At 34.0% G+C, this 15,155-nt stretch carries 11 protein-coding genes; 7 read left to right on the top strand and 4 right to left on the bottom strand.

Annotated features, from left to right (window positions below):
- Nucleotides 1–18: 18 nt before the first annotated feature.
- From guaB to VI621_RS12565, 4 genes are all read right to left on the bottom strand, one after another.
- Nucleotides 19–1,491, bottom strand: a complete 1,473-nt coding sequence (gene guaB / locus VI621_RS12580) for an IMP dehydrogenase (protein ID WP_324218747.1) — start codon at nucleotides 1,489–1,491, stop codon at nucleotides 19–21.
- 242 nt (nucleotides 1,492–1,733) lie between these two features.
- Nucleotides 1,734–2,597, bottom strand: a complete 864-nt coding sequence (locus VI621_RS12575; protein WP_324218746.1) for a hydroxymethylglutaryl-CoA lyase — start codon at nucleotides 2,595–2,597, stop codon at nucleotides 1,734–1,736.
- 343 nt (nucleotides 2,598–2,940) lie between these two features.
- Nucleotides 2,941–3,549 carry a hypothetical protein gene (locus VI621_RS12570; RefSeq protein WP_324218745.1) on the bottom strand — a complete coding sequence of 203 codons (609 nt, stop codon included), beginning with the start codon at nucleotides 3,547–3,549 and terminating at the stop codon, nucleotides 2,941–2,943.
- A 550-nt stretch (nucleotides 3,550–4,099) separates the two neighbouring features.
- Nucleotides 4,100–5,128, bottom strand: coding sequence for a quinone-dependent dihydroorotate dehydrogenase (locus VI621_RS12565; protein ID WP_324218844.1), 1,029 nt, complete (start codon nucleotides 5,126–5,128; stop codon nucleotides 4,100–4,102).
- 341 nt (nucleotides 5,129–5,469) lie between these two features.
- Here VI621_RS12565 and VI621_RS12560 point away from each other — a divergent pair, with 341 nt between their 5' ends.
- The 7 genes from VI621_RS12560 to VI621_RS12530 all read left to right on the top strand — a co-directional run bounded on the left by VI621_RS12560 (nucleotide 5,470) and on the right by VI621_RS12530 (nucleotide 15,155).
- Nucleotides 5,470–6,033, top strand: coding sequence for an AraC family transcriptional regulator (locus tag VI621_RS12560; protein ID WP_324218744.1), 564 nt, complete (start codon nucleotides 5,470–5,472; stop codon nucleotides 6,031–6,033).
- A gap of 183 nt (nucleotides 6,034–6,216) precedes the next feature.
- Nucleotides 6,217–7,395: a PAS domain-containing sensor histidine kinase gene (locus VI621_RS12555; RefSeq protein WP_324218743.1), complete on the top strand. Its 1,179-nt coding sequence runs from the start codon at nucleotides 6,217–6,219 to the stop codon at nucleotides 7,393–7,395.
- Between the two features lie 293 nt (nucleotides 7,396–7,688).
- Complete coding sequence (gene kaiC, locus VI621_RS12550) at nucleotides 7,689–9,134, top strand: circadian clock protein KaiC (protein WP_324218742.1); 1,446 nt, start codon at nucleotides 7,689–7,691, stop codon at nucleotides 9,132–9,134.
- 144 nt (nucleotides 9,135–9,278) lie between these two features.
- Nucleotides 9,279–9,608: a circadian clock KaiB family protein gene (locus tag VI621_RS12545; RefSeq protein ID WP_324218741.1), complete on the top strand. Its 330-nt coding sequence runs from the start codon at nucleotides 9,279–9,281 to the stop codon at nucleotides 9,606–9,608.
- A gap of 20 nt (nucleotides 9,609–9,628) precedes the next feature.
- Nucleotides 9,629–11,032, top strand: a complete 1,404-nt coding sequence (locus VI621_RS12540; protein ID WP_324218740.1) for a PAS domain-containing sensor histidine kinase — start codon at nucleotides 9,629–9,631, stop codon at nucleotides 11,030–11,032.
- A 285-nt stretch (nucleotides 11,033–11,317) separates the two neighbouring features.
- A complete protein-coding gene (locus VI621_RS12535; RefSeq protein ID WP_324218843.1) occupies nucleotides 11,318–11,881 on the top strand; it encodes an AraC family transcriptional regulator in 564 nt (187 codons plus the stop codon).
- A gap of 1 nt (nucleotide 11,882) precedes the next feature.
- Nucleotides 11,883–15,155 (top strand): PAS domain S-box protein, encoded by a 3,273-nt coding sequence (locus VI621_RS12530; RefSeq protein WP_324218739.1) that lies wholly within the window; start codon nucleotides 11,883–11,885, stop codon nucleotides 15,153–15,155.

The raw sequence follows: 15,155 nt of genomic DNA, 5'->3' as shown, positions 1-15,155 counted from the left end.
ATTTACCTTTTAGCTAAATTATCTTGAATAATTCGGAGCTTCTTTTGTAATAGTCACATTATGAGGATGACTTTCATTGATTCCACTGGCGGTAATGCGAACAAAACGCCCCGTTTCCTGCAAAGTCTGAATGTCTTTTGAACCACAATAACCCATTCCGGCACGAAGTCCGCCAATGAATTGTTGCATACTTTCATTTAATTCCCCTTTATATGGAACACGTCCAACAATTCCTTCCGGAACCAGTTTTTTCACATCGTCTTCTACATCTTGGAAATAACGGTCTTTCGAACCTTCCTGCATTGCTTCTACGGAACCCATTCCGCGGTAGGATTTGAATTTTCTTCCTTCAAAAATAATGGTTTCTCCAGGAGATTCTTTGGTTCCAGCTAGAAGTGAACCTAACATCACACAGTCGGCACCCGCAGCAATTGCTTTTGGAATATCCCCAGTGTAACGAATTCCACCATCTGCAATAACGGGAACTCCAGTTCCTTTTATGGCCGCAGCCACTTCGAGAACAGCTGAGAATTGAGGAAACCCAACACCTGCAACAATACGGGTAGTACAAATAGAACCTGGTCCGATTCCTACTTTTACACCATCAGCACCATTTTCTACAAGAAATTTAGCTGCTTCAGGAGTAGCTATATTTCCAACAATTACATCGATTTGAGGGAATTTGGCTTTTACTTCTTTCAATACATTGACAACACCTTGGGTATGTCCGTGAGCTGTATCGATAATAATAGCATCAACACCTGCATTAACCAATGCTTCTGCTCTTTGAACCGCATCACCCGTAACGCCGATAGCCGCTGCAACGCGCAAGCGTCCGAAAACATCTTTGTTGGCAATTGGTTTTTGGGTTAATTTGGTAATATCTCTAAAAGTGATTAGTCCGACTAATTTATAATCGGCATTCACAACCGGTAATTTTTCGATTTTATGTCCTTGCAACACCACTTCAGCTTGTTCCAGTGAAGTTCCTTCTGCAACGGTAACCAGGTTTTCGCTGGTCATCACCTCTATAATTGGTCTTGCATTATTTTTCTCAAAACGCAAATCACGATTGGTAACGATTCCTTTCAATGTTTTATTTTCATCGACAATTGGAATACCACCAATTCCGTATTCTTTCATTGCATTTTTAGCATCGGCAACGGTTGAAGTCAATGGCAAAGTTACCGGATCGATAATCATTCCGGATTCGGCACGTTTAACTTTTCGGACTTTCGCTGCTTGTTGCTCGATGGTCATGTTTTTATGCAAAACACCTATTCCACCTTCCTGTGCCATCGCAATAGCCATAGCACTTTCGGTAACGGTATCCATAGCGGCGGATACAATTGGAACGTTAAGGGTTATATTTCTTGAAAATTTGGATTGAATACTCACTTCGCGAGGAAGCACATTCGAGTAGTTTGGAACTAATAATACGTCATCGTAAGTTAGACCTTCGCCGATAATCTTGGAGTTGTGTGCGATCATTGCAATTTGTAGTTAAATTGCGTGCAAATATAGTGAAATTTTGATTAAAAGATTGAAAAATTCAATGATTTAAAAATTAGTTCAAGTATAACTTTGATTTTGGGGTCAATGGGGAACTTATATGAAAATGTAATTTTATATGTTGAATTTATAAACCAATGCCCTAGCCCAGATGGGAGCAAGTATCCTTTTTATTCTTTCTTTAAGAATAAAAAGATACTTCGGACAGCGGGAAACAGCTCCTAATGAAACTCCCCAAATAATTTAGTGGCTTCGTTATAACTGCTTTCAAAACTCATCGGACTGGTGTTCGTATTTTCTTTTTGTGTAGTGAAATAAGACAATAATTTTTCGGTAGGCATATTTCCGGTCAAATCATCTTTGGCCATCGGACAACCGCCAAAACCTTGAATCGCTCCGTCAAATCTTCGGCAACCTGCTTTGTAAGCGGCATCTACTTTTTCGAACCATTTTTCGGGTATCGTATGTAAATGAGCTCCGAATTCTATTTCGGGATATTTTGGAATTAAATTCGAAAATAAATAACTGATTACATCAGGGGTTGAACTTCCAACGGTATCGGAAAGGGATAAAATTTTCACGCCCATATTCGATAATTTCTCTGTCCACTCGCCTACTATTTCCACATTCCAGGGATCTCCATACGGATTTCCGAATCCCATCGAAAGATAAGCCACTACTTCTTTATTGGTTTTATCGGCAATTTCTAAAATCTCCTGTAATGTGATTAAAGATTCCGCAATGGTTTTATGGGTATTTCGCATCTGAAAATTTTCAGAAATCGAAAATGGATAGCCTAAATATTGGATTTTAGGATGTTGTGAAGCGGAAACCGCACCTTGTGTATTGGCAATAATCGCTAACAATTTGCTTCGGGTTTGCGACAAATCGAGTCGTGCCAAAACCTCAGCAGTATCCTGCATTTGCGGAATGGCTTTTGGCGAAACAAAACTGCCAAAATCGATGCTGTCGAAACCCACACGCAATAAGGATTGGATGTAAGCGACTTTTTTTTCGGTAGGAATAAAGGTCTTGATGCCTTGCATTGCATCACGCGGGCATTCGATAATTTTTATTGGCTCCATAGAAATTCAAAGATAGAAAAACAATTGTGAATTTTTAATTATGAATTATGAATTTCGAAAAAATGATATTATTAACCATTTTTGGAATTATTAAAAATCTATAAATCACTTAAAATCTTTTAATTAATTGTTTTGGTACAGCGGAATCTTTATAAATAAAACTGAGATAAAGCTTAATTAGACTCTCTTCGAACTCGAGTTTTTCTATAATATCTTAATATAATAATTTGTATTATGGTTCTATAAAAAAGGGTTTAACTTTAGAAATAGTCAAACCCCGATTTTTAAACTTAAGTCCTTTTTAAGATAGTTCCTTATTGATTTCAGATGATTATAAATACTGTTAATTGGGGACAGTTATTGTTCCACTTAAATACATATTTACTTCACCCGTAACAAAATCAACACCATATCCTGACAAGCCGCTATTAATAACTTCCAATGTACCTGTAGCACCTAAAAATTTACCAACGCCTGAATTAATGGTTGCCGTCCCTATAAAATCTCCTGTAGTATCCCAAGGATAAAGGTTTGTATTTATAGTGAAATATAAACGATCCGAAGTACTTATTACAATTTGCCCCTCAGATTTGAGTACATACATATTAGTTTCGCCTTGATTAGGTGGATTAATGCGCTTAACTGAACAAGCCGTAAATTCATAAGGACTCAGGTTCGTTTTTATTGTCCCAAAGCCTTTTATGTATCCGCTAAATTGTCCGTTTTTTAATAATTTTCTTTCACTAGGTAAACAATCAGTAACAAAAATGGCATCATTAATAGAAGTCCCTTTGAAAGCTATTTTAACGGCTCTAACTCTAGAAGGCTTCGCTAATTCTTGTTGATTATTTTTATCTTTAGGAAGTTGTTGTTCAGTTTTCGACATATCATCCGTTGAACAGCCAAACAAAAACACCAACACCATTACAAACATAAAATCTAATTTTTTCATGATTTTTAATTTTATTGTTAATAATACTATTCGCAATACAAAATATTCATGTTAGAATACAATGGGAAGTTCACAAAAACTTTTTTATAAAATTTTTATTCTTTTGAGTAACGAAAAGATCTTTTACATTTTTTAGTATAAATTTCTAAAAAAGTAATTTTGGAATTGTTTTTCACTGTAAAATCTCAAGTAGTCTATCTTTATTTGATAAATATCGTTAGACTTAACCAATGACTTTACTTAGTTTTTTTTTCAATTATACACATCCTAAGATGTTATAAACCAGATTAATGTAACTCCTATAATCAAACAGAATAATACACAAATTTACAAATTAATCTTCGTTTAAATATCTGAAAATCAGTATTTTAAAATCATATTAATGGTTAAATTTAAAAATATGGGAAACATAAAATATATGAGTAAATACTAAAAAAAACTTAGGCACAAAACACCATCCGAGTTTAGGTCTTTTCTTCCAAAACAAGATCAGATCTAAAAAAGATTTAAAAAAAACAAGAATAAACCAGTAATTTATACTCGAATCATATTATTTTATTGTGTGAGTTTGTAGAATCTTCTTATTGATTGCTTTTACTAATGCCGGACCTTCATAAATAAATCCTGTGTACAATTGGATTAAACTCGCTCCGGCATCAAGTTTTTCTATTGCGTCTTCGGCGGAATGAATGCCTCCTACTCCAATGATTGGGAAGGCTTTATTGCTTTTTTCGGAAAGAAAACGAATTACTTCGGTGGAACGTTTTGTTAATGGTTTTCCGGATAACCCACCCATTTCAGTTTTGTTTTCGGATTGCAAGCCTTCACGGGAAATCGTCGTATTGGTGGCAATTACTCCAGCAATTTTGGTTTCCTTAATGATATCGATAATGTCTAATAATTGCTCATCGGTTAAATCTGGGGCGATTTTCAGCAAAATTAGTTTTTGCTTTGGCTTTGCCAAATTCTTATTTTGTAGTGTTTGCAACAATTGAGTTAACGGTTCTTTGTCCTGCAGCGCACGAAGATTGGGCGTGTTAGGCGAACTCACATTGACTACAAAATAATCGACATAATCGTATAAAGCATCGAAGCAGATTTCGTAATCGGAAGTTGCTTCTTCGTTTGGCGTTAATTTATTTTTACCGATGTTACCACCAATTAAAACACCTTTATTTTTCTTTAATCTTTCAACAGCTTCTTGCACTCCGCCATTATTGAAACCCATTCTGTTGATGATAGCGCTGTCTTCTTTGAGACGAAACAAACGTTTTTTAGGGTTACCTTCCTGTCCTTTTGGTGTAAGCGTTCCGATTTCGATAAAACCAAATCCAAAATTAGATAATTCCTTATACAACCTGGCATCCTTATCAAAACCCGCTGCTAATCCCACTGGGTTTTTGAATTTCAGACCAAAAACTTCCCGTTCCAAACGCTTGTCATTGACTTCGTAAAGGGATTTGAAAAGGGATGGGATTCCAGGGATTTTAGATAAAAATCGAATAAGCGAAAAGGTAAAATAATGAACTTTTTCCGGATCAAACCAAAAAAGTATCGGACGAATAATTTGTTTGTACATTATTGTTGTTGTGTTGTGTTTTGCAAAAATAGAATTATCCATTCAATTATTAAATGCTTAAAGTGATTTTTTAATTCAAACAGTTGCATACAAAGACTAATTTTTATTTCATCGTTGATTTAGGCCTAAAAGCTGAAAGCTATATTTTGCGTAATTTGATTATTTGCATTAGATCTATAAATTTAACAAATTGTATAAAAAATATGCATATTAAAAATATTTTTGTAAATTCGAGTGTTTGTGGCAAGCATTTTGCCAATAGTGACAACTATCATTGCAAATTTTATTTTTTGAAATAGACGCAAAACGACAAAAAAATATTCACTATATCCAAAGTTAAAATGAAACTTTACATCAAATACATGGTCAGTTCGCGGTGCAAAATGATGGTAAAAGAAGAACTGAAGCGTTTGAAACTACATTATATAGTTGTTGATCTCGGTATTGTTGAAATTTTGGAAGACCTAATGCCAGAACAGCGGGAACAGTTGAAAATTGCTTTATTGAAATCCGGACTTGAACTTATGGACGACAAAAAGGCCATATTGATTGAAAAAATAAAAGACGTGATTATTAAAATGGTTCGTTACTCTGATGAAATGCCTAAAATAAATTTTTCTGATTTTATCAGTGAAAAATTAGGCTATGATTACACCTACTTGGCCAATACTTTTTCAGATGTGAAAGGCGTCACTATTGAACATTTCATCATTGCTCAAAAAATTGAACGGGTAAAGGAATTACTTCTGTACGATGAACTTAATCTTACACAAATATCATATATGCTGAATTATAGCAGCGTAGCACATTTATCACAACAGTTTAAAAAAGTAACTGGATTAACGCCAACTTTCTTCAAGGAACTAAAGAACAAAAAAAACATTCTGGATGATAATTGTGAATGATTTATCTTTTTCGGATTGTGCATGGCTTTTTAAGCCAAAATTATATAAATTTGCCGAGCTTGATTTTAAAATGTCACTACCCAGGAAATATCCTGATTTAGCAAGTGGCAAAAGAAATGTATTGATTAATAAAAATATAAAGATTAAAATTAAATAAAGATTTTAAATAATTATTCAATTTAAATGAAAAACGAACAAGACAATTCTAAAGTTCTTAAAAATCAATACGTACCTACCGCTGAATTTTATAGTCAGGTAATAGACAGCTTGCAGGATTATTCCATTTTTACTTTGGATAACGATTTACTAATCAACAGTTGGAATTCAGGCGCAACAAAAATATTTCAATACGAAACAGACGAAATTATTGGACAACCCTTTGATACCATTTTCACAAAGGAAGATAAAAAGAACGGTATTCCCAATAAAGAAATAAAAACAGCATTAAAAGAGGGTAGAGCTACAGATAACAGGTGGCATACTTGCAAAGACGACAGCTTATTTTATGCTAATGGTTTGGTTTTCCCCCTTAAAGGTAAAGATGGTGAAATGCTAGGATATGTTAAAATTCTAAAGGACATTACCGATAAAAAGAAAGCCGAAGACGCCATAAAAAATTACATAAAAGAACTCGAAGAACTTAATACCCACAAAGAGAGCGTACTTGCCATAGTTTCTCATGATTTAAGAAGTCCATTAGCCGGAATCATTACAGCCGCAGAATATCTGAAATCAAATTTTGAGAGAATGAGTAACGTTGATGTAATAGGAATGCTTGAACTGGTTCATAAATCATCTATTGATGAGTTGGATATGTTAGACAATTTAGTGGAATGGGCAAGAATAAAATATGCATCAGAAGCATTTACTCCAAAAAAAATAGATCTTGTTCAATTCGTGAATAAAGTTTTTGATACTTTAAATGAAAGTGCAGCGATAAACACTATAAATCTTCATAACGAAATTGAAGAAAACACAACTGTTTTTGCAGATGGAAAAATGTTGCTTTCGATACTTCAGAATATAGTTTCAAATGCTATAAAACATTCTAATCCAGGAGGAAAAATCACTGCCACTGCGAAAAGAAAAGAGAACAAAATTATCATTGAAATAAAGGATAATGGTGTTGGAATGACTAAAGAAATACAAGATAAACTTTTCACTCCACAAGTAAATTCTCTGACAAAAGCAAGGAAAGAAAATAAAGGAGCCGGAATAGGATTATTATTGGTAAAAGGATTTTTAGAAAAAAATAATGGAGAAATATGGGTTGAAAGTACCGAAGGTGTCGGTTCTTCTTTTTATTTCACATTACCCGTTAAAAAACCTGTAGACATCGCAGACAATACCGTATTTGATTAAATCTACTTTTTAAAATAAAAAAACAGCCGGAATATCTATGATACTTTCCCTGTTATTCCCTATCCGAAAGTGAGTATTATCACTATTGAACACTCCATCAACTTTGAGCAATTCAAAAAAATAAAAAAACACACATTGTGCTGATAATATGATTATTAAGTATGTATTTTTTTGAAATCGCATACCCTTTATATGATTAAAAATTCTTAACTTTGATAGGTTCGGTTTTAAAATAGAAATTATTTTTAAACCATAGGCAGCCTCAAGTTTTGTATGATTAAAATATAAACATTATGCAAAATAATAACCAATCTGATACAACTCATTTAACATTCCCGAAATCCATCACCGGAATTCAGGGTTTAGATGTTATTACAAATGGAGGTCTTCCTAAAAACCGTCCTACTCTTTTGTTGGGTAACACAGGATGCGGAAAAACAATTATGGGTATGCAATTTTTGGTAAATGGAGCCGTCATATTTGATGAGCCCGGCGTATTTATATCTTTTGAAGAAAAAACAGACGAATTAATTACGAATGTAAGCTCTCTGGGTTATGACTTGAATAAGCATATTGCGGACAATAAATTGTATCTGGAATATATAAAAATTAGTCAGGAGGAAATTCAGCAAACGGGAAGATATGATATTGAAGGCTTATTTGTAAGATTGGAACAGGCAATTAATAAGATAAATGCCAAACGCTTAGTTCTTGATTCTCTGGATACCCTTTTTTACGGTTTCGATCCAAAAGTACTGCGTTTAGAATTTAAAAGACTCCTTTCCTGGTTAAAAGAAAAAGAAGTAACCGCAATAATTACCGGAGAAATTGGCAACACCTTTCTCACCCGACATGGTGTTGAAGAATATGTAGCCGATTGCGTTATAGTATTAGACAATCGGTCCGTTAATCAAGTTACCACCCGAAGATTAAGAATCGCAAAATACCGTGGCTCCGTTCACGGCAACAATGAATATCCTTTTATAATTGATGAAAATGGAATAACCGTTTTACCTCTTATAGGCGTTTCGCTCAAACAAGAATCAAGTTCAAAAAGAATCTCTTCAGGTCTTGACCAATTAGACATCATGCTGGATAAAAAAGGTTTTTTTGTCGGAAGCAGTATTCTGATATCCGGAACGGCAGGAACAGGAAAAACCAGTATTGCTGCTGCATTTGCCTATAATGTTTGCAATATGAAGCAGAGTTGTCTTTTTTGTGCTTTTGAAGAAACTCCAAACCAAATTATTAGGAATATGAAATCTGCAGGGCTCGATTTGAATCCGATGATTAAATCAGCCCTTTTGCATTTTTATTATGCAAGACCAACTTTACAGAATCTGGAATTGCATTTTATCGCTATTAAGAAAATGATTAAAGAACTAAAACCATCAGCCATCGTTCTTGATCCTATAACCAATTTAATGACCGAAGGCCCTAATAGCGATACCAGATCAATGCTCATTACATTTATAGATTTTTTAAAAAGTGAACAAATAACCGTAATGTTTACAGCAGCAATAACTGTGGGCTCAATAGAACGAAATCCAAGTGATGAAGGAATTTCATCAATGGTGGATACCTGGATGTTGGTTCAGGATATCGAAAAAGAGGCAACCCGAACTCAAACCTTTTGTATTATGAAATCGAGAGGAATGGCTCACTCAAACGAGGTGAAAAAGTTTATTATTTCATCAAACGGAATCGAATTACAGCCGATTCTAAAAAAAGAGAACTAGACTTTATTGGTTCCGAAAGAAAAGGTTGAAAATACACCGACTTCTTCAGAATCTATTGGATTGTATGGAATAGTAAGTTATTTAAAAAGTTAAAAAAAAAAAAAAAAATGACTGGCTATTTATTTGAAATATAAGCTGATTATTATGTCAACAGAAACATCCATAAAAACAACATTTAAGAGCGATACTGAAAGTTCCGCAAAGGAAAAGTATTTTCTCAAATTATATGTTACAGGCATGTTACCCAACTCTGCTCATGCAATTGTAAATATTAAGGCAATTTGTGAAAGATATTTAAAAGACAGGTATGAATTAGAGATAATTGACATTTACCAGCAACCCCTACTTGCCCTTACAGAGGAAATAATTGCAATACCTCTTTTGATAAAGAAACTTCCCTTACCGGAAGAAAGACTGATTGGAGACATGTCGGATATTGAAAAAGTTCTCAAAGGACTTCATCTTATTATTTAATTAATTCGATTCTTAAACTGATGGAAAAAAATATTAAAGAATTACTGGAAGAAATCGAAAAATTGAACAAAGGAAAAGCAAAGCTTCAACAACAACTGTTGAAAGCAAGGGAAACTATTGACCTAATTAAAACCGCAAATATTGATGCATTAGTCGTTACCGATAAAGAAAAGCAAAAGGTTTTTACAGAAATAACATCCGATAAAACATACCGGATTTTAATTGAAAAAATGCATGAAGGTGCAGTTACTCTCGACAAAGAGGGAATCATTTTATATTGCAATTCCTGTTTTGCAAATATGGTAAATATGCCTTTACAGAAAGTTATTGGAACAAAATTCAAAAATTATATTGTTGCCTCTTCACAAAAGCAGTATGCCATTTTATTTGAACAAGGCTGGTCAGTTAACTCAAAGGATGAAATATTTTTAGACACAAACAATGGTAAAGTTATGCCGGTACTGATGTCTGCAAATAGCATGAAATTGGATGACATTTATGTTTTGAGCGTTATAGTTACAGATGTTACCATTCGAAATGAAAATCAGGAAGAATTAAAAAACAGAACCGAACAATTACAAAAAAAAAATCTGGAACTCGAAAATGTAAATAAGGCACTTGCCATTCAAAACGAAGAGAAAAAGAAACGGACTGTTGAACTAAGCTGTGCCAACAAAGGTATAATAGAACTCGAAAAACTAATTGCCCACAAAGAAAGCATACTCACCATACTTTCCCATGATTTAAGAAGTCCGCTTTCGGGAATTATTGGAACCACAGAATTTCTGAAAACTAATTTTGAGGAAATGGAACACAGTGAAGTAAAAACCATGTTAGACCTGCTTTATGAATCATCAAAAGACGAGTTAAACATGTTAGATTACCTAGTGGAATGGGCCAGAATAAAATATGCATCGGAAGCATTTACCCCGTCAAAAATTGAGTTAGCCAAATATGTAAATAAAGTTTTTGAGATTTTAAGCGACATCGCAGCGGTAAATACCATTAATCTTCACCATGAAATTGAAGAAAACACAAAAGTTTTTGCAGATAAAAAAATGTTAATCTCCGTACTTCAAAACATAGTTTCAAATGCAATAAAACATTCCATTCCAGGAGGAACAATCACCGTTTCTACGAAAAGAAAGGACGATAAAATTATCGTTGAGATCAAGGATACCGGAACTGGCATGACCAAAGAAATACAGGAAAAACTTTTTACTCCGCAAATGGAGGCGCTTTCAAAAGAAAGAGAAGACAGCAAAGGAGCCGGAATAGGATTATTATTGGTAAAGGGTTTATTAGAAAAAAATAGCGGCGAAATTTGGGTTGAAAGCACCCTGGGTTTCGGTTCTTCGTTTTATTTTACATTACCGATTGAAAAACCATTACAGAATAAATTAAGCAAACAAATCCCGGTTTAATTAAAACGACTTAACGCTTTGAAATAGATTTAGACCACGCAAAATTTGTTGCTCTAACAAATTTGATTTTTAGTGAATATCTATGCCCTATAAACTAGCCTTTCGTATCTTCGTAAAAAAAATACCAAAATTTAACTTAAAGAAGAAGACCGTTATAAATTCATCTATAAAAAGAGTGAATTATGTAACTTTTAACAAAAATTGCATAACACTTTCGTGGTCATAAATTTCCAACTTTGACAAAATCCGATTAAAAAAAAATATTTGAAACTATATATTAAATACATGGTTAGTAACCGCTGTAAAATGGCGGTGAAAGAAGAGTTGAAAAAACTTGGTCTGCATTTCATCGTTGTCGATTTAGGCGAAGTTGAGATCATGGAAGACATTACCGAAGATCAGCGAAAGCGAATGAAAATTGGCTTGCTCAACTCAGGTCTTGAATTAATGGACGACAAGAAGTCCGTATTAATTGAAAAAATAAAACACGTAATTATAGAAATGGTTCATCATTCAGATGAAGTGATTAAAATAAACTTTTCTGATTTTTTAAGTGAGAAACTAAATCATGATTATACTTATATGTCCAATTTATTTTCAGAAGTACAGGGGACCACGATCGAACAATACATTATTTCCCATAAAATTGAAAGGATAAAAGAATTGATCATTTATGGCGAACTCAACATTACAGAAATTGCCTGGAAAATGAATTACAGCAGTGTGGCACATTTATCAAATCAATTTAAAAAAGTCACAGGATTATCTCCTTCGCATTTTAAACAATTGAAGGAAAAAAGAAGAAGCCCAATAGAAGAAATCGGAGTTTCAATTGGCTCAAATAATTAAAATGGAAAATGTAAAAACGAAAGAGTCTCACTACGCCAGAAGTTTGGTAGAAGCCAGTTTAGATCCGTTGGTTACCATTAATACAGATGGTAAGATTACGGATATGAATGAGGCATTAGCAAACATCACAGGTATGTCACGCGAAAAACTTATTGGCTCAGATTTCTTCGATTATTTTACTGAACCCCTAAAAGCACGTGAAGTTTATCAGAGAGTGTTTGCAATAGGATTTGTTTTTGATTTCCCGCTTACCTTTCACCACAAACAAACCGAAGTATTATTCAACGGATCTGCTTATAACGATAATAGTGGAAATGCTACAGGCGCCGTTCTGGTAGCACGAAATATTGCCGAACAAAAATGGGCAACAGAGTTGCGAATTGCAAACAAAGAACTTGCTTTTCAAAACGATGAAAAAGAAAAAAGGGCAGCAGAGTTAGGCATTGCCAACAAAGAGCTTGCCTTTCAAAATAATGAAAAAGAAAAAAGAGCCTCTGAATTAAACATTGCCAATAAAGAGCTTGCCTTTCAAAACGATGAAAAGGAAAAAAGAGCCTCTGAATTAAACATTGCCAATAAAGAATTAGCTTTTCAAAACGATGAAAAGGAAAAAAGATCTGGAGAATTAATAATTGCTAATAAAGAATTAGCTTTTCAAAACGACGAAAAAGAAAAAAGGGCCTCTGAATTAATCGTTGCTAATAAAGAATTGGCTTTTCAAAACGATGAAAAAGAAAAAAGAGCCTCTGAATTAATCATTGCTAATAAAGAACTAGCTTTTCAAAATGATGAAAAAGAAAAAAGAGCCTCTGAATTAATCGTTGCTAATAATGAACTGGCTTTTCAAAACGATGAAAAAGAAAAAAGAGCCTCTGAATTAATCATTGCCAACAAAGAATTAGCTTTTCAAAATGATGAAAAAGAAAAACGGGCAGCAGAGTTAATCATTGCAAATTATGCCCGCGGTCTTATTGAAGCCAGTCTTGATCCATTGGTTACTATAAGTCCAAAAGGTAAGATTACAGGTATGAATGAGGCATTAGTAAGCATTACAGGTGTTAAACGAAAAAAACTTACAGGATCCGACTTCTTTGATTATTTTACCGAACCTCAAAAAGCACGTGAAGTATATCAGGAAGTGTTTGCAAAAGGGTCAGTAGCCGATTCACCACTTACTATTCGCCATAAAGACGGTAAGCTGACCGATGTATTATTCAATGGATCAGTTTATAAAGATGACAGAGGAAATGTACTCGGAGTGGTAATTGTTGCCCGAGATGTAACAGTCCAACAATTGGCTTCTCAATATGTAAGGAGTCTCATAGAGGCCAGCCTTGATCCACTATTTACCATTAGCCCTGCCGGAAAAATTACCGATATGAATGATGCTTCGGTAAACATAACCGGAATATCACGTGAAAAATTAATTGGCACCGATTTTTTTGATTATTTCACCGAACCCGATAAAGCACAAGAAGTTTACCAACGAGTTTTTGCTAAAGGTTTTGTATCTGACTATCCGTTAACCATAAAAGATCATGGTTTAACCGATGTTTTATTTAATGGTTCCGTTTATAAAGACCAACGAGGAAATGTACTTGGTATTGTTGTAGTGGCCAGAGATATAACCGAGCAAAAAAGAATCGAAAAAGAATTGATAGAAGCAAAAGTGTTTGCCGAGCTGGCTACCTTAATTGCTGAAGAAGCAAAAAGCAAAGCCGAAAGCGCCACTGGAATTGCAGAAGATGCAATGAAGTCAAAACAACAATTTTTGTCAAATATGAGTCATGAAATTCGCACGCCAATGAATGCGATTATCGGATTTACAAAAGTGGTGTTGAAAACTGACTTATCAGCTAAACAAAAAGAATATTTAACCGCAATAAAAATAAGCGGTGATGCCTTAATCGTTCTGATTAACGACATTCTCGACCTAGCAAAAGTAGATGCAGGAAAAATGACATTTGAGCAATTACCTTTTAAAATGTCAGCCTCCATATCATCCATGCTTCATTTGTTTGAAACAAAAATTCAGGAAAAAAATCTAAAACTGGTTAAAAATTACGACAACAATATTCCAGAGATGTTAGTTGGTGACGCGGTGCGTTTACACCAAATCATTTTAAATCTGGTGAGTAATGCGGTAAAGTTTACAACAAAAGGAAAAATTACTGTAAGTGTCCTACTGCTTCATGAAGATGACGAAAAAGTAACCATTGAATTTGCTGTTACAGATACCGGAATTGGGATTCCAAATAAAAAAATAGAAACCATTTTTGAAAACTTCCAGCAGGCATCCAACGGTACTTCAAGATTATATGGAGGAACTGGATTAGGACTTGCCATCGTAAAACAACTAGTTGAAGCGCAGGATGGAACCATTAATGTAAAAAGTAAAATTAATGAGGGCTCTACTTTTAGTTTTACTTTAAATTTTCGAAAAACGGAAGCGGAACCTGAATCAGAAGTAAATATAGTAGAATTGGACTCAGAAATTAAAAACATAAAAGTATTGGTGGTCGAAGATATGGCACTCAATCAATTACTGATGAAAACACTATTGGATGATTTCGGTTTTGAACGCGATATTGCAGAGAACGGAAAAATTGCCATAGAAAAATTAAAAACCAACCCTTACGATATTATTTTGATGGACTTGCAAATGCCTGAAATGAATGGTTTTGAAGCTACTGAATACATTCGGAAAACAATGAAATCTAAAATACCCATCGTGGCTTTAACAGCTGATGTAACTACAGCGGATTTAGCAAAATGCAAAGCTGTTGGTATGAACGATTATATAGCAAAGCCAGTGGACGAACTATTATTATATAGTAAAATTACCAGTCTGGTGAAAAAAAACATCCTTGAAAAAGCAATTCAGGCAAAAGAAGATTGTAATAATCTGGAGGTAAATTTAAAATGCATCGACCTGACCTATTTAAACCAACGTACAAAATCCAATCCAGCATTGATGATGGAAATGATTTCGATTTATTTAGAACAAACCCCGCCTTTAATCTACACCATGAAACAAAGTTTTTTAGCTAGGGATTGGGATTTACTGTATGCAACAGTGCATAAAATGATTCCTTCTTTTTCAATAGTGGGTATTAATGCCGATTTTGAAAACATGGCAAAAAAAATTCAGGAATTTACAAAAGCACAAGATTTGACAGATGAGATACAAGACTTAGTTTTACAGTTGGAAAACATTTGTACACAGGCATGCGAAGAATTAACAGAAGAATTAAATACGTTTAAAAAACAATAA

The organism is Flavobacterium sp., from assembly GCF_035292545.1.
Lineage (GTDB): Bacteria > Bacteroidota > Bacteroidia > Flavobacteriales > Flavobacteriaceae > Flavobacterium.
Note: the sequence above shows the minus strand (reverse complement) of the source record. Positions and strands in the feature narration are given on the sequence as shown.